This window comes from Streptomyces flavofungini (assembly GCF_014650815.1).
Lineage (GTDB): Bacteria > Actinomycetota > Actinomycetes > Streptomycetales > Streptomycetaceae > Streptomyces > Streptomyces flavofungini.
Window position 1 is genome coordinate 132,423 of sequence record NZ_BMVR01000010.1, and the last position, 23,357, is coordinate 155,779.

The 23,357-nt window shown below is 73.6% G+C and carries 16 protein-coding genes and 1 tRNA gene; 12 read left to right on the plus strand and 5 right to left on the minus strand.

What is annotated here, in order from left to right:
- Position 1 precedes the first annotated feature (1 nt).
- Both IE274_RS25850 and IE274_RS25855 read right to left on the minus strand, forming a co-directional pair.
- On the minus strand, positions 2-898 hold the full coding sequence (locus tag IE274_RS25850; protein WP_190118282.1) for a sugar phosphate isomerase/epimerase family protein: 897 nt from the start codon (positions 896-898) through the stop codon (positions 2-4).
- A gap of 10 nt (positions 899-908) precedes the next feature.
- Complete coding sequence (locus IE274_RS25855; RefSeq protein WP_372447002.1) at positions 909-4,373, minus strand: ThuA domain-containing protein; 3,465 nt, start codon at positions 4,371-4,373, stop codon at positions 909-911.
- 254 nt (positions 4,374-4,627) lie between these two features.
- Between IE274_RS25855 and IE274_RS25860 the strand changes: the two genes are divergently transcribed.
- The 3 genes from IE274_RS25860 to IE274_RS25870 all read left to right on the plus strand — a co-directional run bounded on the left by IE274_RS25860 (position 4,628) and on the right by IE274_RS25870 (position 7,557).
- Entirely contained in the window at positions 4,628-5,605 is a 978-nt protein-coding gene (locus IE274_RS25860; RefSeq protein ID WP_190118284.1) for an alpha/beta fold hydrolase, read from the plus strand.
- A 97-nt stretch (positions 5,606-5,702) separates the two neighbouring features.
- On the plus strand, positions 5,703-6,059 hold the full coding sequence (locus IE274_RS25865; protein WP_190118285.1) for an MmcQ/YjbR family DNA-binding protein: 357 nt from the start codon (positions 5,703-5,705) through the stop codon (positions 6,057-6,059).
- 157 nt (positions 6,060-6,216) lie between these two features.
- Positions 6,217-7,557 (plus strand): MFS transporter, encoded by a 1,341-nt coding sequence (locus IE274_RS25870; protein WP_190118286.1) that lies wholly within the window; start codon positions 6,217-6,219, stop codon positions 7,555-7,557.
- Between the two features lie 55 nt (positions 7,558-7,612).
- Here the strand turns inward: IE274_RS25870 and IE274_RS25875 are convergent, their stop codons facing one another.
- Positions 7,613-8,509, minus strand: coding sequence for a transketolase family protein (locus tag IE274_RS25875; protein WP_190118287.1), 897 nt, complete (start codon positions 8,507-8,509; stop codon positions 7,613-7,615).
- A gap of 54 nt (positions 8,510-8,563) precedes the next feature.
- Positions 8,564-9,286 carry a thiamine pyrophosphate-binding protein gene (locus tag IE274_RS25880; RefSeq protein ID WP_190118288.1) on the minus strand — a complete coding sequence of 241 codons (723 nt, stop codon included), beginning with the start codon at positions 9,284-9,286 and terminating at the stop codon, positions 8,564-8,566.
- Positions 9,287-9,412: 126 nt separating this feature from the next.
- On the opposite strand from IE274_RS25880, the gene IE274_RS25885 reads away from it, so the two are divergent.
- From IE274_RS25885 to IE274_RS25925, 9 genes are all read left to right on the plus strand, one after another.
- Positions 9,413-9,486 (plus strand) — tRNA-Pro (locus IE274_RS25885).
- 242 nt (positions 9,487-9,728) lie between these two features.
- Complete coding sequence (locus IE274_RS25890; protein WP_190118289.1) at positions 9,729-13,616, plus strand: Pls/PosA family non-ribosomal peptide synthetase; 3,888 nt, start codon at positions 9,729-9,731, stop codon at positions 13,614-13,616.
- Positions 13,617-13,695: 79 nt separating this feature from the next.
- Complete coding sequence (locus IE274_RS25895) at positions 13,696-15,027, plus strand: M1 family metallopeptidase (RefSeq protein WP_190118290.1); 1,332 nt, start codon at positions 13,696-13,698, stop codon at positions 15,025-15,027.
- Positions 15,028-15,504: 477 nt separating this feature from the next.
- Positions 15,505-16,086 carry a type 2 periplasmic-binding domain-containing protein gene (locus tag IE274_RS25900; RefSeq protein ID WP_229909806.1) on the plus strand — a complete coding sequence of 194 codons (582 nt, stop codon included), beginning with the start codon at positions 15,505-15,507 and terminating at the stop codon, positions 16,084-16,086.
- Positions 16,083-17,357: a DUF6421 family protein gene (locus IE274_RS25905; RefSeq protein ID WP_190118291.1), complete on the plus strand. Its 1,275-nt coding sequence runs from the start codon at positions 16,083-16,085 to the stop codon at positions 17,355-17,357. Before IE274_RS25900 ends, IE274_RS25905 begins: the two co-directional genes overlap by 4 nt.
- A 53-nt stretch (positions 17,358-17,410) precedes the next feature.
- Positions 17,411-17,860: a nuclear transport factor 2 family protein gene (locus IE274_RS25910; RefSeq protein WP_190118292.1), complete on the plus strand. Its 450-nt coding sequence runs from the start codon at positions 17,411-17,413 to the stop codon at positions 17,858-17,860.
- Entirely contained in the window at positions 17,857-18,969 is a 1,113-nt protein-coding gene (locus IE274_RS25915) for a branched-chain amino acid transaminase (RefSeq protein WP_229909807.1), read from the plus strand. Before IE274_RS25910 ends, IE274_RS25915 begins: the two co-directional genes overlap by 4 nt.
- Positions 18,966-19,670: an AzlC family ABC transporter permease gene (locus IE274_RS25920; protein WP_190118293.1), complete on the plus strand. Its 705-nt coding sequence runs from the start codon at positions 18,966-18,968 to the stop codon at positions 19,668-19,670. The genes IE274_RS25915 and IE274_RS25920 overlap by 4 nt, the downstream gene beginning before the upstream one ends.
- 64 nt (positions 19,671-19,734) lie before the next feature.
- A complete protein-coding gene (locus IE274_RS25925; RefSeq protein WP_190118294.1) occupies positions 19,735-20,052 on the plus strand; it encodes an AzlD domain-containing protein in 318 nt (105 codons plus the stop codon).
- Here IE274_RS25925 and IE274_RS25930 read toward each other — a convergent pair.
- Positions 20,024-23,302: an AfsR/SARP family transcriptional regulator gene (locus IE274_RS25930; RefSeq protein ID WP_190118295.1), complete on the minus strand. Its 3,279-nt coding sequence runs from the start codon at positions 23,300-23,302 to the stop codon at positions 20,024-20,026. The two genes, IE274_RS25925 and IE274_RS25930, sit on opposite strands and share 29 nt — an antisense overlap.
- Between the last annotated feature and the right edge of the window lie 55 nt (positions 23,303-23,357).

Sequence of the window (23,357 nt, forward strand, 5' to 3'; positions counted from 1 at the left end):
CTCAGTATCGCAGCCCCGCCAGATACCGATAGCTGTTCCGCGCCGTGGCGAACGGGTCCGTCGGGTTGTCGTGCTCGACCAGCCACTGCCGCACCCCGCCCCGGCGCGCGTGGTCGAACATCGCCGCGAAGTCCAGCGTCCCCGACCCGACGTCGGCGAAGTCCCCGTCCGCGGCCATGTCCTTGACGTGCAGCGCGGGGAATCGCCCCGGGTGCCGGACGAAGTAACTCCCGGGCTTCGCACCGCCCTTGACGGCCCAGTAGACGTCCAGTTCGAAGCCGACCAGATCCGGGTCGGTCTCCGTGACGAGGACGTCGTACAGGTTGACGCCGTCGACCACGACGTGGTCCGAGCCGTGGTTGTGGAACAGCAGACGGCCGAGGCCCGCGTCGCGCGCCGCCCGCCCGATCCGGTTGAACTCCCGTGCCGCCTCCCGGAATCCGGCCGGTGAGTGCAGCGCGCCCGGCAGGCTCGGCACCACGGGCCAGGCCGCGCCCAGCGTGTGCAGGTCCGCCAGGGCCTGGCCGAGGCCGGGACCGCGCAGGACGTCGTACGCGACGTGCTCAAGGACCGCCTTGAGCCGGACGCCGTCCAGCATCCGCCGGACGGCGTCCGCCGTGTGCCCGTGCCGCCCGCTGACACCGACCGTCGCGTACCCGATCGCGGCGAGCCGCTCCAGCGTGCCGAGGAAGTCCTGCGCGAGGGCGGCGCGCATCGTGTAGAGGTGCATGCCGATGCCGCCGCGCGGCAGCCTCCGGCACGGCCGCCCCGGCCCGCCCCCGGCCCACGCCGGGGCACCCGTCGCCAGCCCCGCCGCGAGCCCCAGCGACGTACCGAGAAGGGCGCGCCTGCCCCAGTCGCCGCCTCCGCCGCCGTCTGTGCGCACTGCGTCGTCCATGCCGCCCTCCTCACTTCACCGTGATCCGGACCGAACCGGTCGTCGTGTCGCCCTTGTTGTCCGTGACGGTCAGCCGCGCCGTGTACGCGCCCGCGCGCGGGTACGCGTGCTCGGCCGTCGGTCCCTCGGTGCCGCCCGGCTTGGAGTTGTCGCCGAAGTCCCAGTGGTACGAGGAGACCTCGCGCCCGGCGGGAAGCTGCGGCTTGCCGGTGAGGCGGACGGCGAGCGGCGGCGCGCCGCTGCCCGGCGCGGCGGTGACCGTCACCCGGGCGTGCGGGCTCTTCTCCGCACCAGGACCGTTGAAGTGCAGCCAGTCCACGGTGAACAGGTCCGGCTTGTCCTCGGCCCACTGCGGGTTGGTGAACACGGCGTACAGCTTCGTCGTGCCGTCGTGGCGGGCGAGTGCCGTCGTGGGGGAGATGAAGTTGCCGTAGCCGCCGGTGTTCGGCACGGTCACCTTGCCCAGGAGCTTGCCCGTCGGTGAGCCCGCCCGGAACTCGACGTCGCCGCCGAGCCCGCCGGAGGCCGCGCCGACCGTCACCGAGTCCACGCCCTTCAGGTGCACCGGGTCGAAGGCGACCCAGTCCCCGTGCTCGATCTCGATGAGCCGCTTCCCGCCGGACGCGTCGGGACGGCTGCCCGTCTCCGCGCCGCCGTGCGCGCCACCGCTGGTCGTGCGGTGCTCCGCCTCCCGCAGCGAGGTCCGCAGCGTCAGCGCGTCCGAGCCGGTGAGCGCGGGCACGCCCGGCGTTCCCTTGTCCGTGTACTGGGCGGTGATGCCGTAGTACAGGTTCTGGCCGGGGCCGTGGCTGTCGCCGGTGTCCGTGACGATCTCGCCCGTGCAGCCGGTGTAGTTGTCCAGCGGGTGCAGATGCGAGTCGTGGCCGAGCTGGGACTGGACGACGACCTTGGAGCAGTCGATCCTCCGGTCCTCGGGGTCGGTGACCTTCACCGTGAACGGAACGGTGTCGCCGAAGCTGAACATGCCGCCGTCCGGGGGCTGTTGGATCGTCACCGTCGGCCGGGTGTTGCCGACGGTGACCTCCCGCACCGCGAGACCGCTCAGCTCGCCGGGCCCGGTGACCTTCAGGCGCGCGGTGAACTGCCCCTTCTTCGTGTACGTGTGGGTCGGGTTCGCCGCGGTCGAGTCGGTGCTTCCGTCGCCGTCGAAGTCCCAGGCGTACGTGACGGGCTTGCCGTCGGGCAGGCCCGAACCCGCGCTGGAGAACGCCACCTCGAGCGGCGCCCCGCCGTTGTCGGGCGTGGCGCTCACGCGGGCGTCGGGCAGCCGCTTGTCGGCCACGTAGTCGATGCGGTAGATGCCCGCGCCCTCGTTGCTGCCGCCTCGGCCCGTGCCGCTGCCGAGCCCGAAGTCGATCACGTACAGCGCGCCGTCCGGGCCGAAGTCGGCGTCGAACGGCTGGTTCCACTTCATGTCCGGGAAGATCCCGTTGATGGAGTGCAGATCACCCGCCTTGGCGGGCGGGAACCGCGGATCGGTGAACTCCTGGTCCTTCTCCTGGATCGAGAACGCCTTGAACCACTGCCGCGTCAGCTCGTACGTGAACCACTTGCCCTCGAAGTACTCCGGGAACTTCGTCCGGTACGGATTGGCGGCGTCGTAGTCGTAGACGGGGCCGCTCATCGGGCCGCCGCCCCCGGTGCCGAGCTCCGGGAAGCGCTCGGAGGCGGAGTAGGCGTACCAGACGTCGGCGGCCCGGGCGGGCGGCAGGTCCCGCAGGCCCGTGTTGTTCGGCGAGTCGTTGACGAGCTTGCCGCAGTCGAACTTCGCGCCGGGCTTCTGGGCCGCGAAGTCGTAGTCGTTGAAGGGGGTGTTGGCGCCGGTGCAGTACGGCCAGCCGTAGTTCCCGGCCGTGGTGATCCGGTTGAATTCGACCGTTCCCTCGGGGCCGCGGTCGGGCACGGCCTGGCGCGCGTCCGGGCCGTAGTCGGCGACGAGCAGCGCGCCGCTCACCGGGTCCGTCGTGATCCGGAACGGGTTGCGCAGGCCCATCGCGTACACCTCGGGCCGCGTCTTGTCCGTGCCCGGCGCGAACAGATTGCCGTCCGGCACCGCGTACGTCCCGTCGTCCTTCGGCGTGATCCGCAGGACCTTGCCGCGCAGGTCGTCGGTGTTGCCGGAGGTGCCCTGCGCGTCCCAGGCGCGGCGGCCCGCGCGCTCGTCGACCGGCGTGAAGCCGTCCGACGCGAACGGGTCGGTGTTGTCGCCCGTCGCGATGTACAGCTCGCCCTTCTTGTCGAAGGCGATCGAGCCCGCCATGTGCGAGTTGGCCCGGCCCTCGCCGCGCAGCGTCGGAATCGTCAGGAGCCGCTTCTCCGAGGCCGGGTCGACCTTGCCGCCCGCCTCCGTGAACCGCGACAGGTTGATGCGCTTCTCGGTCTTGTCCGAGTGCAGCAGATACAGCCAGTGGTTGGCGCCGAAGTCCGGGTCGAGGGCGAGCCCGAGCAGCCCGTCCGACTGGCTCGTCATCTCCGGCGTGTACGCGAGGTCCAGCGCCGTCGTGACCTTCAGCGTCTCCTGGTCGATCACCTTCAGCTTGCCGGTGCGCTGGATGAAGAACACCCGCCGGTCCGGCGCCACCGCCAGCTCGAAGGGGTCGGCGAGGTCGTCGGTGGCCAGCGGCGTCCGCTGGAACGCGCCCGTCTTCGTCGCCGTGCAGTCACCCGCTTTCGCACCGGCCGCCCACTCGATGCCGCCCAGCAGGTGCCGCAGGAACGCCTGCTCCGAGAACGCCGCGGACGCGTGCCCGCCGGCCGTGTACCAGGACCGGCCGCCGTCGTAGTTCTGGCACCACGACCACGGGTGGTCCACGCCCTCGTCCAGCCCGTCGACGCCGTCACGCACCTTGATCTGCGCGAGCGTGTGCACCTTCCCGGTCGGATTGGCGCGCCAGTTGTACCACTCCTCCTCGCGCTCCCAGAGCTGCGGCAGCCCCTTCGTGGACGGGTGCGCCTGGTCCAGGACCTTCACCCGGCCCTTCTGCACCGGCGGATGCTTGTCGAAGATCGCCCCGACCAGCCCCTCGTACCAGCCCCAGTCCCGCTCGCTCGCCGACGCCGCGTGCAGCCCCACCCAGCCGCCGCCCCCGCGGACGAACTTCTGCAGCGCCGCGCGCTGCGCCGCGTCGAGCAGGTCGCCCTTCTCCGGCGTCGAGTTGGTGTTGTTGAACACGATCGCCTGGAACCGGGCGAGGTTGGCGTCGGTGAAGGCGGCCGCGTCGTCGGTGGCCTCCACCTCGAAGCCGTGCTCGCTCCCCAGCTTCTTGATCGCCTCGATGCCCGCCGGGATGGACTCGTGCGGGTAGTTGGTGACCTTCGAGAAGACCAGGACCCGGAAGGCCGCGGCGGCCTCCGCGCGGGGCGGCGAGGTCAGACCGAGGGCGACGAGGAGGGCGAACAGGGCGGTGAGGACGAAGGGCGCTCTGGACATGCGGGCACTTCGCGTGGAACTCATGGCGCTCCCTGGGCTTGGACGGCTGCCGGTAGCCGGGTGTGCGGTGAGTCGCTGGTGCGCGAGGGAGTGCGCGGCACGGTGGGCCGATCGCCGTGGAAAGCGCTTACTCCGCAAGGTTGTTCAGCGTAGGTTCCGCATCCCGGGAGGGTCAATGGGTCGGCGGGGCCCCGAGCGGCGCGGGGGTTGACGTTCGACGCGCGGGGGAGGGTGTGCCAGAAGAGTCGAGTCCCACCGCACAGCAGAGGAGTGCTCCGATGCCGGACCACGACCACGCCGACGGAGCGCCGGTCACGTACACCGCGGGACTGCTGACCGCGCCGGACGGCGTGCCCGTCGCCACGTACACCTGGCTGCCCGCCGCGGGCCGGCCCCGGGCCGTCGTCCAGATCGCGCACGGCGCCGCCGAACACGGCCTGCGCTACGAACGGTTCGCCCGCCACCTCGTCGCGCACGGGTACGGGGTGGTCGCCTCCGACCACCGCGGCCACGGCGCCACCGCACAGGCCACCGGCGGCTACGGCGTCACCGACACGGCCGAGCCCGACAGCGGCGCCGACGCCTGGCGGGCCATCGTCGACGACCTCAAGGCCATCGGCGACCAGGTGCGGGCCCTGCACCCCGACGTCCCCGTCGTCCTCCTCGGCCACAGCCTGGGCTCCCTGCTCGCCCGGGACTACGCCCAGGAGTACCCGGACACGCTCACCGGCCTGATCCTCTCCGGCACGTTCCGCTCGCTGCCCGGAGCGGAGACCGAGGTGGCCGCCGCGCGGCTCGGCGAGGAGATCGCCAAGGGCGGCCGGGCGGCCCCGTCGTCCTTCCTCGGCGAGCTCTTCGCCGCCTTCAACGACCCCTACCCGCGCCGCACCGGCTTCGAGTGGCTCTCGCGCGACGAGGCGGAGGTGGACCGGTACGCGGCCGACGAGCGCTGCGGGTTCGCCTTCTCCGCAGGCCTGACGCTGGACTGGGTGCACGCCGTCCGCAAGATCAACGACCCCCGGAACCTGGCCCGGATCCCCGCCGACCTCCCCGTCCACATCGCCGTCGGCACGGAGGACCCCTGCAACCAGCGGATGACCCTCGTGTACGAACTCCTCGAGGACTTCCGGTACGCGGGCGTACGGGACCTGACCTGGAAGGGGTACGAGGGGGCGCGGCACGAGATCCTGAACGAGACGAACCGGGACGAGGTGCAGGCGGACCTCACGGGGTGGCTGGACGCACGGATTCCGTAGGGCGGGGGCGCGCCGGGCACGCGGTGCGGGGTCGCCGGGGGCGTCCGCGGCCCGGCCCGGCGGGCGATTGTCAGTCGGCTTGGCTACGGTTCTGGCCATGGTCAACGCCGATGATGTACGCCGTACCGCGCTCGCCCTGCCGGACACGACGGAGAAGCTCGCCTGGAGCATGCCGACGTTCCGGGTCGCGGGGAAGATGTTCGCCACGCTCCCCGAGGAGGAGACGTCCATCGCCGTGCGCTGTCCGAAGCTGGAACGCGACGAGCTGGTGCTCGCCGAGCCGGACAAGTTCTGGATCGCCGACCACGAGGCGAGCTTCGCGTGGGTACGGGTGCGGCTGAAGGCCGTCGACCGCGACGAGCTGTCCGACATCCTCGCCGACTCCTGGCGCCAGGCCGCGCCGACCCGACTCCTGGACAGCCACCCGGAGTTGGGGGTGCCGGCGCCGGAGTGACGGGGCGCGGCGGCGGGCACGGCGGGGGAGCGGCGCCCCCGCGCGGCGGCACGGTCGCGGGCCCGGCCTCCGGCGCCCCGTAAATTCGGCTGAGCGCGGCCCGAACGCATGGCATGATCCAGCGGTCGTGCCGTCGGCGGTCAGCGGAGGGGCGGGTATGTCAGGGGTGGGGGCGGGGAGTTCACAGCGTCCGGGTGCCGCGGGGCCCGCCGTGGACGCCCTCTGGTCACGGGACTTCGGGCTCTTCTTCGTGGCGCGGGCCATCGCCAAGCTCGGCGACACCATGCTGCCCGTCGCCCTGGCCGCCGGGCTGCTGCTGCACGGGTACGGCGCCGGGGCCGTCGGCCTCGCGATGGCCGCGACCGCCGCCTGCTTCGCGTCGCTCGTCGTCTTCGGCGGCGTCTTCGCCGACCGGTTCAGCACCCGGCTCCTGATGATCGGCGCCGACGCCGTGCGGCTCGTCACCCAGTCGCTCGCCGCCGTCTTCTTCCTCACCGGGCACGTCGTCCTCTGGGAGATCTGCGTCATCGGCGCCGTCAACGGCGCCGCGGCCGCGGTCTTCCAGCCCGGCGTCGCCAGCACCGTGCCCCGGCTCGCTGCCGACGTCCAGAAGGCCAACGGCGCCATCCGGGTCGCCGAGTCCGGCGCACAGCTCGCGGGCCCGGCCGTCGCGGGCGTCCTCGTCGGCCTCGCCGCACCCGCCGCCGTCTTCGCCGCCCACGCCGGTACGTACGCGCTGAGCGCCCTGTGCCTGCTGCTGCTCCGGCTGCCGCCCGCCGCGCCCGGCAGCCACGCGCCGAGTCTCGGGTTCAAGCGCGATCTCGCCGTCGGCTGGCGGGAGTTCCGTGCCCGCACCTGGCTGTGGGGCGTCATCGCCATCTGGTGCGTCCTGATGATCACGGTCACCGGTCCGGCGACGCCGCTCGTCGCCGTCACCGTCGTCGAACAGCACGGTTCGGGGGCGTACGGCCTGGTCAACTCCGCCCTCGGCGCGGGCACCGTCATCGGCGGGGTGATCGCCCTGCGGCTCCGGCCCCGGCGCATGCTGCGCGCCGGGGCGTTCGCCCTCATCGGCTTCGCCGCGTTTCCCGCGTCCGTCGGGGCTCAGCTCGGGGTCGGGCTGATGGTGGCGGGGGCGGTGGTCGCGGGGGCCGGGACCTCGTTCTGGGCGGTCATGTGGGCCACCAGCGTGCAGACCCAGGTGCCGCCGGACGTCCTCAACCGGATCCACGCGTACGACGTCGCGGGGTCGCTGGCGATGCTGCCCGTGGGGCAGGCGCTGGCGGGGCCCGCGGCGGCCGCTTTTGGCGCTGAGCGGGTGTTGTTGATGGGTGGGGTGATGGTGCTTGTGGTGTGTGGGGCGTTGTTGTCGGTGGGGGCGATACGGGGGCTTGTGCGGGTGGGTGGGGGCCTTGCCGGGGGCTCCCCGGTCCCGTCCCTTCCCGAAACTGGGGGCGCTGCCCCCAGACCCCCGCTCCTCAAACGCCGGAGGGGCTGAGAATCCCGCCGGTGCGGCAACGTTTCCAGCCCGCCCCGGCAGGGCACCCCGAACCTCAGCCCAGGAACCCCTCGATCCGCCCGCGCAGCGAACCCGCGTCCAGACCGTGCGCCCGCACATGCTCGTCGAGGCGGCCGTATCGGCGCAGCTCTCGGCGGCCCACTCCGAGGCCGAGAACACGGTGCGGCACCTCCACGAGGGCGTCGTTCGCGGCGGCCGTCGACGTACCGGCGAGGTACGGCTCGACCAGGACGACGTCAGCCGCCCCACCCCCCACGGCCCGGCGCAGCCCCACCGCGTCGAACGGCCGCACCGTCGTCGCGTACAGCACCGTCACATCCAGCCCCTCCGTAGCCGCGAGGACCTGCTCCAGCATCGGCCCCACGGCGACGACGACCCCCCGCCGCCCCTCCCGCACGGTCAGGAACCGCGCGCCGTCCACCGGCATGGGCGAGGCGTTGGCCTGCACGGACAGCCGCACGTACACCTTGTCGTCGCCCGCGCCGACCCCGTGCCGCAGCAGCGCCTCGGCCTCGTCGGGGTGGCCCGGCACGTGCACGGTCCAGTCGTCCAGCGTGTCGAGGAGCGCGACATCCCCGGGGGACATGTGTGTGAACCCGCCCTCCGGCCAGTCGAACGACGCCGCCGCGCTGACCAGGACGCCGCCCACGTCCTGGTGGCCGAAGTCCAGCTTGATCTGCTCGAAGGGCCGCTCCACCAGGAAGCTCGCGAAGGTGTGCACGACGGGCCGCAGCCCCGCCAGGGCGAGCCCGGCACCGGCGCCGACGAGCAACTGCTCCCGGATGCCGACATTGATCACCCGGTCCGGATGAGCCCGCATCGCCTCCTTGAAGCCGTCCTTGCCGATCTCGGCGAGCACGACGGCGACGCGCGGGTCCTCGTCGAGCAGCCGTGTCATGACGGGGGCGAAACGGTCACGCATGGTGTCCATGGGGAGGTTGTCCTTCCGGGAGTGGTGGGAGAGGGCGGACCGGTACGGCAGGCGTCACGCGGACTTGGGCTCGCCCGCGAACTCCTTGGCTTCGACGCGCGCGACCACCACGTGCGGCCGCCCGGCATGCGGCGCCGTGAACGCCGCGTACAGCGCCTCGTGGTCCCGGCCGTCGACGGTGACCGCGGACCACCCGGCCGCCTCGAAGCGGGCGGCGATGCCGCCGGGGCGGGCGAAGGACGCCGACGCGTTGTCGATCACCAGGGTGTGCAGGCGGTCGAGACCGGCGGGTCCGGCGTAGGCGATGGCCTCGTGGTTGCTGCCCTCGTCCAGCTCGGCGTCCCCGACGAGCACCCACACACTCGGGTCGGTGAGGCCGCGCGCCCGCAGCCCGAGGGCGGTGCCGACGGCCAGGGGCAGGCCGTGTCCGAGGGAGCCGCTGCCGATCTCGGCGCCGGGGACCAGGACGCGGTCCGGGTGGTGCCCGAGCGGGGAGTCGTACGCGCCGAAGCCCTCCAGCCAGTCGACGGGCAGGAAGCCCTTGGCCGCGAGCACCGCGTAGTACGCCATCGGCCCGTGCCCCTTGGAGAGCAGGAACCGGTCGCGATCAGGGGCGTCCGCCCGGGCGGGTGTGACCCTGAGCACGCGGTCGTAGAGCACCCACAGCGCGTCCAGCGTGGAGGTCGCCGCGGGGCCGTGCTTCTCGTCACCGGTCATGAGGCCCATGAGGCGGGGGAGGTCCGCGTACGTGAAGGTGTGCTCCGTTGTCGTCGTCATGTCGACGAGCGTGCAACCTGAACCAGACTTGAGGTCAAGCGGTGGAAAGGCGTGAGCGATCACGGTCCGGAGTGCGGTATTGTTTCGGTGCGCGTTCGGCCAGGGAAACCCCAGGTCAGCGGGCAACGGGACGTGGCGCAGCTTGGTAGCGCACTTGACTGGGGGTCAAGGGGTCGCAGGTTCAAATCCTGTCGTCCCGACCGTGTTCTCACAGGTCGGAGGCCGTTTCTGCCGCAAGGCAGGAGCGGCCTTTTCCGTTGGTGTCGGGGCGTGGTCGCATTCCGGGCACCTCGCCGGTGGCCTTGCTCACTCCGCGGTGCCGCGTTCGCCCACAGCGATTAGGCTAAGCCGGTTGTTTGGTTCCAGGGCCGGACAACCCCAGGCAAACCGGGAGCGGCACGGCGAACTCCCGGGGACCCGCGGCCTTCGACGATAGGACTCGATGGAAGCCACGCGCGCGAACGCTGAGCTCAGCCTGCTCGAAGCGGAGATGAGCGAACAGTTCGAGGAGCCGGCCTTCTTCATCGCCGGGAGCGCCGCCGAGCCGCGCACCCTCATGGACATCCTCGACGCGACGGTGCGGTCGCACGCCGACGAACCCGCCCTCGACGACGGCACCCGCCAGGTGACGTACCGCGAGCTGGCCGCCGAAGTGGAGCGGCTGCGCCGGCGGCTCGACGCCGCCGGGGTCGGCCGCGGCGACCGCGTCGGCGTCCGCGTGCCGAGCGGCACGAACGAGCTGTACATCGCGATCCTCGCCGTCATCGCAGCGGGCGCCGCCTACGTCCCGGTCGACGCCGAGGACCCCGACGAGCGCGCCGACCTCGTCTTCGGCGAGGCCGAGGTGCGCGCCGTCATCGGCGCCGGGCACGCCTTCACGGTCGACAAGCCCGCCGACGTCCCGGCCGGACGGCCCGGGCTCGACGACGACGCCTGGATCATCTTCACGTCCGGATCGACCGGCAGGCCCAAGGGCGTCGCGGTCAGCAACCGCAGCGCCGCCGCGTTCGTCGACGCCGAGGCGGCCCTGTTCCTCACCGAGGAGCCCATCGGGCCCGGCGACCGGGTGATGGCAGGGCTCTCCGTCGCGTTCGACGCGTCCTGCGAGGAGATGTGGCTGGCCTGGCGCTACGGCGCCTGCCTCGTGCCGGTGCCGCGCTCCCAGGTGCGCAGCGGCGCCGACCTCGGGCCGTGGCTGGTCGAGCAGGAGATCACCGTGGTCTCCACCGTGCCGACGCTCGCCGCCCTGTGGGAGCCGGAGACCCTCAACGACGTACGCCTGCTGATCTTCGGTGGTGAGGCCTGCCCGCCGGAGCTCACCCAGCGCCTGGTCACCGAGGGCCGCGAGGTGTGGAACACCTACGGCCCCACCGAGGCCACCGTCGTCGCCTGCGCCGCCCTGATGACCGGCGACGAGCCCATCCGCATCGGACTGCCGCTGAACGGCTGGGAGTTGGTCGTCGTCGACGAGGCCGGACGGCCCGTGCCGATGGGCGAGAGCGGCCAGCTCGTCATCGGCGGCGCGGGCCTCGCCCGCTACCTCGACCCGGAGAAGGACGCCGAGAAGTACGCGCCCCTGGAGTCCATGGGCTGGCAGCGCGCCTACCGCAGCGGCGACCTCGTCAAGGCCGACCCCGAAGGCCTGGTCTTCCTCGGCCGCAGCGACGAGCAGATCAAGCTCGGCGGGCGGCGCATCGAGCTCGGCGAGGTCGACGCCGCCCTCCAGGCGCTGCCCGGCGTCGCGGGCGCGGCCGCCGCCGTCCGCACCGCACGCAGCGGCAACCAACTGCTCGTCGGCTACCTGGTCACCCAGGACGGCTTCGACCACGCGGCCGCCGTCGAGAAGCTGCGCGCCGAACTGCCCGCCGCACTCGTACCGCTGCTCGCCCCCGTCGAGGACCTGCCCACCCGCACCTCCGGCAAGGTCGACCGCGCGGCGCTGCCCTGGCCACTGCCCGACGTCGACACCGGCGGCAAGGCCGAGCAGCTCTACGGCACCGAGGCCTGGCTCGCCGAGCAGTGGAGCGAGACCCTCGGCATCCCGGTGAACAGCGCGTCCGACGACTTCTTCGCGATCGGCGGCAGCAGCCTGGCCGCCGCCCGGCTCACCACGCGGCTGCGCACGCGCTACCCGAGCGCCGCCGTCATCGACATCTACGAGCGGCCCGTCCTGCGCAAGCTGGCCCGCCGCCTGGAGAAGTCCGCGCAGGGCGACGGCGCCGCCCGCGTCGTCGCGCCCGTGCCCAGGCGCACCCAGGCGGCCCAAACCGGCCTCCTGCTCCCGCTGTTCACCCTCGTCGGGCTGCGCTGGGCGGTCGCGCTCGCCGCGCTCGGCAACGTCCTGCACCACTTCGGCGCCTACCCCTGGGCCCCGTCCGCCTCCTGGTGGCTGATCGCCGCCGGTGCCCTGGTCCTCTACAGCCCGCCCGGTCGCCTCGGCATCGCGGCGGGCGGCGCCCGGCTGCTGCTGCGCGGAGTGGACCCCGGCACCTATCCGCGCGGCGGCTCCGTGCACCTGCGGCTGTGGACCGCGGAACGCCTCGCCGAGTACAGCGGCGCCACCTCCCTGACCGGCTCCTGGCTGGAGCGGTACGCCCGTGCGCTCGGCGCCAAGATCGGCTCCGAGGTCGACCTGCACTCGCTGCCGCCGGTCACCGGGCTGCTCAAGCTCGGCCGCGGCTGCGCCGTCGAGACCGAGGTGGACCTGTCCGGGCACTGGCTCGACGGGGACCGCCTGGAGATCGGCGCGATCAAGGTCGGCGCGGGCGCCGTGGTCGGCACCCGCAGCATCCTGTTCCCGGGCGCCCGTGTCGGCAAGCGCGCCGAGGTCGCCCCCGGCTCCGCCGTGCGCGGCCAGATCCCGACCGGCCAGCGCTGGGCGGGCTCGCCCGCGGGCAAACTCGGCAAGGCCAAGCGGGACTGGCCGAAGCAGCGGCCGCCGCGCGCCGTGCACTGGCGCGCGATGTACGGCATCACGGGCATCGCACTCAGCCTGCTTCCGGTCGCGGCCGCGGTGCCCGCGCTGTTCGTGGCGCGCGCCTTCGTGCCCGCCGACGCCGCACTCGGCGCGGCCGTACGCGGCGCACTGCTCGCCCTCGCCCCGGCGACGCTGGCCTTCGGCCTCGCGTACGCCGTCCTGATCCTCGTCGGCGTCCGCCTGCTCAGCCTCGGCCTGCACGCGGGCACCCGCCCCACCCACAGCCGCATCGGCTGGCAGGCGTGGACCGTCACCCAGCTCATGGACCTGTCCCGGCAGACGCTCTTCCCCCTGTACGCCGGGCTCGTCACCCCTGTCTGGATGCGGCTGCTCGGCATGCGCATCGGACGCGGCGCCGAGGTGTCCACCGTGCTCGCGCTGCCCAGCCTGACCACGGTCGGCGAGGGCGCGTTCCTCGCCGACGACACGCTGACCGCCCCCTATGAACTCGGCGGCGGCTGGGTGCGCATCGGCCGCGCGGAGATCGGCCGCCGGGCCTTCCTCGGCAACTCCGGCATGACCGCGCCCGGCCGCTCGGTGCCGGACGACGGCCTGGTCGGCGTCCTCTCGGCGACCCCGAAGAAGGCCAAGAAGGGCAGCTCCTACCTGGGCCTGCCGCCGGTCAGGCTGCCGCGCGCGGCAGCCGGCTCCGACGACAGCCGCACCTTCGCGCCGCCCGCCCGCCTCAAGCTGGCCCGCGCCCTGGTCGAGCTGTGCCGGATCGTCCCGGTGTTCTGCTCGGCGGCCCTGGTCATCCTGGTGGTCGCACTGCTCGCCGCCGTCGCCGAGCACGGCCTGTGGCTCGCCGCGCTGCTTTCCGGGGCGGTCCTGCTCGTCGCCGGAGCGCTCGGCGGCCTCGCCTCGATCGCCGCCAAGTGGCTGCTCGTCGGCCGGCACCGCACCGGCGAGCACCCGCTGTGGTGCGGCTTCGTGTGGCGCAACGAACTCGCCGACACCTTCGTCGAGATGGTCGCCGTGCCCTGGCTCGCCGGAGCCGTCCCCGGCACCCCGGTCCTGAACCTGTGGCTGCGCGGGCTCGGCGCGCACATCGGCCGGGGCGCCTGGTGCGAGAGTTACTGGCTCCCGGAGACCGATCTGGTCACCCTGGAGACCGCGACCAGCGTGAACCGGGGCTGCGTCCTGCAGACGCACCTCTTCCATGATCGGATCCTGCGGACGGATACTGTGGTCCTGCGCGAGGGCGCCACCTTGGGCCCGGGCGGAATCGTGCTGCCCGGCAGCGAGATCGGCGCCCGGTCGACCCTGGGGCCCGCGTCCCTCGTGATGGCCGGCGAGTCGGTACCGGCGGACACCCGCTGGCTGGGCAACCCGATCGAGGCCTGGCGCCCCTGAGGCGGCGGGCCGCCGACCCGGACGCCCGGACAGCACGCGCATCACGTCGTACGAGCACAGGGCAGGGAGCGGACCAGGCGTGAGCGGGCAGCAGAAGACAGCACCGGACCCCTACTTCCCGGGCAACGGTGACTCCCGCTACCGGGTGCACCGCTACGAGCTGGAGCTCGACTACCGGCCAGGACCGAACCGGCTCGCGGGCGCCGCCCGCGTCAGCGCCATAGCGGGACGGGCGGCGCTCACCGAGTTCCAGCTCAACCTCGGCGGCTTCCGCATCGGCCGCGTCCGCGTCGACGGGCGCGCCGCGCACTACACGCACCGCGGCGGCAAGCTGCGGGTGCGCCCGGCGAAGGCGCTGCCCGCCGGGTCCGCGTTCACCGTCGAGGTGCACTACTCGGGCAACCCGAGGCCGGTCAACAGCCCCTGGGGCGGGCTCGGCTGGGAGGAGCTGACCGACGGCGCGCTGGTCGCGAGCCAGCCGGTCGGGGCGCCGTCCTGGTACCCGTGCAACGACCGGCCCGCCGACAAGGCCTCGTACCAGATCTCGATCACCACCCCCTCCGCCTACCAGGTGGTGATCGGCGGCCGACTGCTCACCCGTACCACCAGGGCCTCCACCACCACCTGGCTCTACGAACAGGCCGCACCCACCCCCAGCTATCTGGTCGGCCTGTCCATCGGCAAGTACCAGACGGTGCTCCTCGGCGACCCGGGACTCAGCGGGGTGCCGCAGACCGGGCACTTCCCGGCGCACCTCCTGGCCGAGTTCTCCCGGGACTTCGCGCGCCAGCCGCAGATGATGGCGCTCTTCGAGGAGCTCTTCGGGCCCTATCCCTTCGGTGAGTACGGCGTCGTCGTGGCGGACGAGGAACTCGACGTGCCCGTCGAGGCGCAGGGCCTGTCGCTGTTCGGCGTCAACCATGTGGACGGCGCCCGGGGCGCGGAGCGGCTCGTCGCGCACGAACTGGCCCACCAGTGGTTCGGCAACAGCGTCACCATCGCCGACTGGCGGCACATCTGGCTCAACGAGGGCCTCGCCAAGTACGCGGAATGGCTCTGGTCGGAGCGCTCGGGCGGGCGCGGCGCCCAGGAACTCGCCGGGGTCGCGCACCGGCTGCTCGCCGCACAGCCGCAGGACCTCAAGCTGGCCGACCCCGGCCGCAAGCTGATGTTCGACGACCGGCTCTACGAACGCGGCGGCCTCGCCGTGCACGCGGTGCGCTGCGCACTCGGCGACGACGCGTTCTTCCGGATGCTGCGCGCGTGGGCCACGGTCCACCGGCACGGCGTGGTCAGCACGCAGATGTTCGCCGCCCACGTGGAGCGGTACGCGCAGGGGCCGGTGGACGAGCTGTTCGAGGCCTGGCTGTACGGGACGCGGCTGCCGGCGCTGCCCACTGCCGTCGCGTGACCTCTGCCGTGTGACCAATGCCGCGTGCGCGCTGCCGCGCGAGCGCCGCTTCGCGATCCCTGCCCGGAGGCGCCGTCCCGGACAAGGGAGCGCCGCATTGCGGTCGCCGTGACGTGATGCGTACGGCGACATCACGGACGCGTCGATGAAAGCGGCGTGAATTCATCCCGGCCCGGTGGGATTTGTCGGCGGGATTCCGGAACGCCGGACGGGCCGAATTGGCCAGAGTGCGGGAATCGGTCCGGCAGGCCACGAACGCCCTGGCATCTGCGGGGCGCGGCCGCCTAGGATCGCCGACGCGAACCTGCACCAGTGGCGCACGTCCCGGGCGTCGCCCAGCACGACCGGAGAATTTCGGCAGAAATTCTAGAGGGAGTGGAAATGATGACGGGGGAACAAGTCGGCGTCGTCGCTTTACCGCGGGCGGAGCCCGTGCCGGGGGCACAGCCGATTACCCAGTCGTCGGAGGCGCCGGAGTTGTCGAGGCTGCCGGAGCTGTCGGGGTCCCTGAAGCCGCCATCGGCGATCGGCGCGATCCGGTACCTGCACACCCTCGGCCCCACCGGCACCAACCTGGAGTCCGCCGCCCACCTCTGGTTCCGGCAGCGCGGGCGCGCCGACGACGGGCAGGTCGTCCTGCACACCTCCCTGGAACAGGCCATGGCGAGCGTGCCCAGGAACGGCGAGCACGCCCTGCTCGCCTGCGCCGTCTACCCCGACCTGCACACCCTCGTCTTCGGCCACCTGCAGACCTGCCGCATGGTCGACTGCTTCCTGTGGCCCACCCACGAGATGGTGCTCGCCGCCCCGCCCGGAGCACGCACCGAGCCCCGCATCGTGGCCACCCACCCCGCCCCCGCCGGGCTCGTGCCGGACCGGAGCGCACGGCGGCTCGTGACCAGCAACGCGCAGGCGGCCATCGACTGCGCCGGCGGCCACGCCGACGCCTGCGTCACCACCGTCGTCGCCGCCCGCGCCCACGGCCTGCGGGTCGTCCGCAGCTTCGGCGAGGTGCCGATGGTCTTCACCGTCCATCACGTCCGGGAGTCCGATCGGTGACCGGCACCCGCGCCGCGTACCGCCTCCGGGACGACCTGCTCGACGAGGCCACCCGTCTCGGCCACGGGCTGCTGCCCCGGATCGACGACTTCCGCACCCGCCAGCGCGACGACGGCACCGTCCCCGCCCCGGACGACGACGACCGCCGGAGCCTGCTCGCCATCAAGGCCGAGGCCGCCCGCTGGTTCGCCGGGCACGACCGCGCCGCCCAGGCCGACGCGCTCGCCGCCGACGTCGACGACTGGCTGGCCGCCGGGCTCGACACGCCGCCGCACTTCGCCCGCAGCCGCGACGCCCTCACCGCCCCCGCCGACGGCGACTGGGCCGCGTTCCTCGCCCCCGTGCAGACCACCAACAGCGCCCCGCCCGTCGGCCGGCGTCTGGAGTTCTTCCTCGTACGCCGCAAGGAACCCGACGCGCTGCCCGAACTGGCCGTCCCCTATCCGCACCCCAAGAACAACTGCCAGGCGACCGTCCTGCTGGCGGGCAGTGCGGGGTTCGCCGAGGGCAACTGCATCGTGTTCTTCCCCGAGAATGTCGCCGCCCACGACAGAGTCACCGAACAGAATTACGCGATCTTCTTCTTCAGTAAATTCCGCCGGATTCACGAGACGTTCGCCCTGCCGTCCGCGCAGTCCGTTCTCACCGCCGAATCCGTGCCCCGGGACTCGGCCGGACTCGACCCCGAAGTCTGTTACCAGGCCCGCGCCCTGTGGGGATATCTCCACGACTACTTCCACCACCAGGGTCAGTGGCCGCTCGACCGGCACGTCAAACTCAAGACGAACTGGTTCATCGGCCTCCTCGAGGAGCTGAAGGTCGACGCCAAGACCGTGCTCGCCTGCCGCGCGGACCCCGTCGTCCCGTACGCCGACGAGCAGATCGCCATGGTCCTCCTTGAGCGCGTGTTCCGGTATCCGCTGGACGCGCACGCCGTCCGCAACTTCGACGCGGGCACCGGCGTGTTCCTCTACTCCTGGCTCCGCGCCCGGCACGCGATCGCCGTCGACCGCGCCGACCGGCTGCGCCTGGACCTCGACCGGGCCCTCGACGGGCTGCGGGAGCTGGTCGAGGCGATCGAGGACATGGAAGCGGCCGTCTCCACGCCGTCGGAGTACCGTGCGGCGGCCAAGGAACTGGTACGCACCCAGCTGCACGAGGGCGCGGACGGCGACCGCTACGCCTTCACCGGTGACCAGCGGACGCTGCTGCGCGCCCGGGAGCACCTCGCCGCCCTGCCGCCGCTGCGCTTCGCACCGGCGGAGATGTGAGCGGGACGCACGGGGAACGACCAGCGATGAAAGGTGAGGAGAGAGTGACAGCCATGGGTCGTCGTGACGGGGCCGCGCTGGACCGGGCCGCGATGGAGGCCGCGGTGCGGCAGTACTTCGAGGCGTGCAACAAGGTCGACCGCGACCTGTTCGCCCAGTGCGTGTCCGAGCGGGTCGTGCACTACCTCGCCCACGGCATGTCCGGACCCGTCCCCGGCATCGACCCGATCGTGGCGCGCTGGGGCGCCGACGTGCGGGCCAACGACTCCCACTGGGCCGTCGACGCCGTGTACGCCGACGAGCACACCCGCACCGCCGTCTGCGAGTGGACCGCGTTCAAGCCCCGCCTGGGCAAGGTGCTGCGCGGCGCCGAGGTCTACCGCTTCGACGACGCCGGACTCATCGACGAGGTCCGCATCTACTACGCGTCGCGCCGCGACGACACCGTCGCCGCCAACGAACTCGAAGGCTTCCCCTACGCCGAGCGGGGCTTCGCCACATGACCACGGCCACCCCCGCCGTCCCGCCCCTCGACGACCGGGACGGCGTCATCTGGTACGACGGGGAGTTCGTGCCCTGGCGAGAGGCACGGCTGCACGTCCTCAGTCACGGACTGCACTACGGAGGCAGCGTCTTCGAGGGCGAACGGGCCTACGGCGGCAAGGTGTTCAAGCTCCACGAGCACACCGCCCGGCTCGCCGCGTCGGCCCGCACGATGGGCTTCGAACTGCCCTGGTCCGTCCCGGAGCTGGCCGCCGCCTCCGCCGAGGCCGTCGCCGTCGCGGGCCTCACCGACGGCTACGTACGCCCGGTCGCCTGGCGCGGCAGCGACACCCTGCGGCTGGTCGCGCCGGACAGCCGCGTGCACGTCGCCATCGCGGCCTGGCCCTGGCCGCGGATCTTCACCGACGGGCCCCGCGGCATCCGCCTGCGCACCTCCCGCTGGCGCCGTCCCGCCCCCGACACCGCGCCCGTCAGCGCCAAGACCGCCGCCCTGTACGCCCTCGGCGCCCTCGCCGGACAGGAGGCCGAGGCGGCGGGCCACGACGACGCGCTGCTCCTCGACCACCGCGGCCGCCTCGCCGAGGCCACCGGCGCCAACCTGTTCCTGGTGATCGCGGGCGAGCTGCACACCCCGCCCCCGGAGTGCGTCCTGGACGGCATCACCCGTCGTACCGTCATCGACATCGCCCGCGACCGGGGACTCTCCGTCGTCGAACGCCACCTGGACCCGTCCGAACTCGCCGACGCCACCGAGGTGTTCCTCACCGGCACGGCGTACGAGGTCCAGCCCGTCACCGCCGTCGACGCCCTGCGGTTCCCCCTCGGCGCGGTCGGGGCGGCGCTCGCGGCGGCGTACGGGCGGATCGTGCGGGGGGAGGAGGCGTGCCCGGCACCCTCGTCCGGCGCCAGGCCCGCGTGCGGCGGTGCCAGGTCCGCGTCCGAAAGCGGTGCTTCCGCGTCCGTAGGCACAGCCCCCGCATCCGTAGGCGTAGCCCCCGCGTCCGATGGCGCCGAGTCCGTGCCCGCTGCCGCCTCGCCCCTGTCCGGTGCCACCTCGCGGCGCCCCGCGCCCCACCGCCCCGCCCCCGCCGTGAGCGAGAGCGGATGACCGGTCGCGGTGCCGAGCCCGTCCGGCCGGTTCCGGCGGGCGGGCGGCGCGGTGCCTGGGCCACGGGAGCCAGGGCGGCCGTGCCGTTCACCGTCGCGATCTTCGCCTTCGGGATCTCCTTCGGCGTCCTCGCCAAGGGCGCGGGCTTCGACGCGCTCGCCACGACCTCGATGTCCGGCCTGGTGTTCGTCGGCTCGTCGCAGTTCGCCGCCGTCTCGGTGATCGTCAACGGCGGCGGCTGGGCCGCGGCGGCCGTGGCGGGGACCCTGCTGAACCTGCGCTACCTGGTGATGGGCTTCGCCATCCTGCCCGCGCTGCGCGGCGGCCGGGCCCGTCGCGCGGTCGAGTCCCAGCTCGTCATCGAGGAGTCCTGGGCCATCGCCAGCGACGCGGACGGCCGCTTCGACCGGGTGCGCCTGCTGTCCTCGGGGGTGGTGCTGTGGCTCGGCTGGGTCCTCGGCACCCTGCTCGGCGCGATCGGCCCGTTCAAGGCGGTGGACATCCTCACCTACGGCCTGGACGCCGTCTCGCCCGTCCTGTTCTTCCTGCTGCTCGCACCCCACCTCGGCACCGCCCCCAAGCGGACGGCGGCCGCCACCGCCGCGGGCTGCGCCGCCGTCCTCACCGGCGTCGGCGTGCCCGACACCGCCATCGCCGCGGCCTGCGTCATCGCGGTGGTGGGGACGTGGCGGTCCCGATGACCGCACCCCGCAGCGCCCCGCGCCCGGAGCGGCCGCCGACCCGCCGCACGCCCAGGAGGGCCCGATGAGCAGCGACCCGTGGACCGTCGTCGGCGCCCTGGTGGTGACCACCTTCCTCATCAAGGGCGCCGGGTCGCTGGTCATGGGCGACCGCGAACTGCCCGCCTGGTTCCCGCGGTTCGTCGCCTACCTGACGCCCGCGCTGCTGGCCGTCCTCGTCGTCACCCAGCTCGTGGGCGCGGCGGGCGCGCACGGCATGACGTTCGACGCCCGGCTCGCCGGTTTCGCCGGGGCCCTGGTGGCCTGGCGGCTCAAGGCCCCCGTACCGCTGGTGATCCTGGTGGCCGCCGCGGTCACGGCGGGGGTGCGGGCGCTGGGGTGAGGCCGGGGTCCGCGCGCCGCACGGCCGCCGCCACCTCCAGGGCGCGGGCGAGTCCCGGCCGGTGCCCGGCCGCCCGGTACAGGCGCACGGACCGCTCGACGGCCCGGGCCGCTCTCGGGTGCTGACCGAGCGCCAGGTGGACGAGCGCCAGCTCGGCCCGCGCCTCGGCCTCGGCGAGCCGCAGCCCCGCCGGCCGTGCCACGCCGAGCGCCCGCCGGGCGCAGGCGAGCGCCTCGCCGTACTCGCCCAGGTGCCGGTGCACCGCCGCGAGCCCCACACCGGCGTCGGCCTCGGCCCGGCGGCAGCCCGCCGCGCGCGCCGCCTCCAGGGCGCGGCCGTGGTGGTCGAGGGCACCGGGCGCGTCGTCCAGGCGCAGCAGCACCGTACCGATCGTGTTGAGGGCGTCCGGCTCCACGAGCCGCCGGTGCGTGCGGTGGGTGACGCCGAGCGCGTCGACGGCGTACTTGAGCGCGAGCCGCGGATCCCCGGCGTCCCGGCACGCCACCGCGAGGGCGTTCAGGGCGCCCTCCGCCGCGTAGGTGAACAGCAGCCGCCCGTCCGCGGCGAGCGCCCGGGTCAGCAGGCGCTGTGCCTCGTCCGCCGCGCCGAGCGCGTGCTCGACGGCACCGAGCCCCCACAGGGCCAGCATGACCGTGTGCTGGTCCGCCGACGCCTCGGCGCGCGCCCGGCCCTCCGTGAAGTGCCGGTGTGCGACGGCGAGTCGGCCCTGGTCGAACCGGACGAAGCCGAGCAGGCACAGCGCCCACGCCTCCCCGGCGGGCTGGTCGCCGTCGCCGTAGAGGTCCAGGGCGCGCTCGGCGTCGCGGGTGGCCTGGTCGAGGGCGCCGCGTTCGCGGTGCGAGGCGGCGAGCCCGAGCACCGCCCCGGCGGTCTCCACGGGCTGCCCGGTCCGCGCGAACAGGGTCTCGGCGTGCGCGCTGTGCCACAGCGCCTCGTCGTGCCGGGCCAGTTCCCACAGCACGTAGCACATGCTCCAGTGCATCACCGCCCGCGCGTGCTCGTCCTGCGCGGCCTCGGCCGCCCGCAGCCCGGTCTGCGCGGCCCGCAGCCAGTCGACGCGACGGCCGTGCTCCATGAGGTGTCCGTGCAGGGCGAGCGCCGACTGCCAGGCGAACGGACGCGGCCCGTGCCGCACGGCGTGCCGGGCGCAGGCGAGCAGCGCGGCCCGCTCGTCGTCGAGCCAGGCCAGCGCGTCGGCGGGGGTGCGGAAGACCAGCGGCGCGGTGGGGGAGCCGTCGGGCTCCGGCGCCTCGGCCGCGTACCAGGAGTAGAAGGTGCCGTACAGCAGTTGGGCGGCCTGCTCGGCGGTGGCCAGGTACCAGGTGAGCAGGCGGCCCACGGCGCGCTCGCGGGCGGCGGTGCTGTCCTCCGCCCGGGCCCGCTCCTGGGCGAACAGGCCGACGAGGGCGTGCAGTTGGAAGTGGCCCGGCTGGTGGCTCTCCAGCAGGCTGCGGGCGACGAGCTGGTCCAGGAGCCGGGCGGTGGTGGGCAGGTCGGTCCCGGCCAGGGCGGCGGCGGCCGGGGCGGAGACGCCGGGTCCGGGGGCGAGGGCCAGCAGCCGCAGGAGCTTCTGCTCGGCGGCCGGCAGCGACCGGTACGACAGGGCGAGGACGCTGCGGACGCCGGTGTGCTCCTCCTGGTCCAGGGCCAGCTCCCGCAGCCGGTCGGCGCCGCGCAGCCGCCGTACGACCTCCTCGATCGGCGGATGCCGGTCGCCGATGAGGTGGGCCGCGACGATCCGCACGGCCAGCGGCAGCAGCCCGCACAGCCGGACGGCCTCGGCGGCGGCCTCCGGCTCGTGCCGCACCCGGTCCGCGCCGATGACACGGGAGAGCAGGGCCAGGGCCTCCTCCTCGCCGAACACGCTCAGGCTCACCCGGTGGGCGTCGTGGAACGCGGTCAGACCGCGCAGATCGTTGCGGCTGGTGACGACGACGAAGCAGGTCGGCGAGCCGGGCAGCAGCGGGCGCACCTGCGCGAGCCCGGCCGCGTCGTCGAGCAGGATCAGCATGCGCCGGCCCGCGAGCAGCGAGCGGTACAGCGCCGCCTTCTCGTCGGTGCTCTCCGGCAGATGCCCGGTGCCGACCCCGAGGGCCCGCAGGAGCTGCCCCAGCGCCTCGTCGGCGGTGGTCGGCGGCTCCTGGGCGTGGCCGCGCAGATTCGCGTAGAGCTGCCCGTCGGGGAAGCGGTCGGCCACCCGGTGCATCCAGTGCAGCGCGAGCGTGGTCTTGCCGACGCCCGCCATGCCGGACACGGAGGAGATCACCAGCGTCTGCCCCGGGCCCGCGTCGTGCTGGGCGAGCAGCGTGTCGAGCTGGCGCAGATAGTCCGAGCGGCCCGTGAAACTGGCGACGTCGGGCGGGAGTTGGCGCGGGACCGGGCGGGCGGCGGGTGCGGCCGGGGCGGTGGGGGCGCGGTCGGGGTCGCCGGAGAGGACGCGCTGGTGGAGCTCCTTGAGGGGGCGGCCGGGTTCGATCCCCACCTCGGCGTCGAGGAGTTGATAGAAGTCGCGGTACGAGGCGAGGGCGTCCGCCTGTCGCCCGGAGCGGTGCAGCGCCAGCATCAACTGGCAGCGCAGCCGCTCGCGCAGCGGGAACTCACTCACCAGCGTGGTCAGTTCGGCCACCGAGTCCTCGTAGTGCCCGAGTTCGATGAACGCGTCGAGCCGGTCCTCCCGGGCCACCAGCCGCAGCTCCTCGAGGCGTTCGGCCTCGGCGAGCGCGAAGCTGCGGTCGCTGACCCCTTCGAGGGCCGGACCCGTCCACAGGGCCAGCGCCTCGTCGAGGAAGGCGACCACGGCCCCGGCGTCGCCGTCGGCGGCGGCCTTGCGGGCCCGGTCGGTGAGGTGGACGAAGCGCAGCGCGTCGACCTGCTCGTCGGTCACCTGGAGCGTGTAGCTGGTGTTGCTGCGGGCGCCCGCGCTGACCAGGACCTCGAACCCGGAGGTGGCGCGTCGGCCCGGCTCCAGGATGCGGCGCAAGTGCAGGACGTGCGTGCGCAGGGCGCTCACCGCGCCGTCCGGTGCCTCGCCCTCCCACAGGAGTTCGGCGAGCCGGGAGGTGCTGACGGGGCGGCCGCGGGCGAGCGCGAGGGCCGCGAGGAGCGCGCGCTGCTGCGGCCCGAGGCCGACCTGGCGGCCCCGGACCTCCACGCTCACCGGGCCCAGAAGGCGGATCCGCACCGACTCCTTCGGTGCCTGCTCCACCTCGGGCCCGGGGGTGCGGCTCACACCATGCCCCCTATTCCCCTCGGCTTCCCTGCGCTCGGTCGGCTGCCCTCCGCTC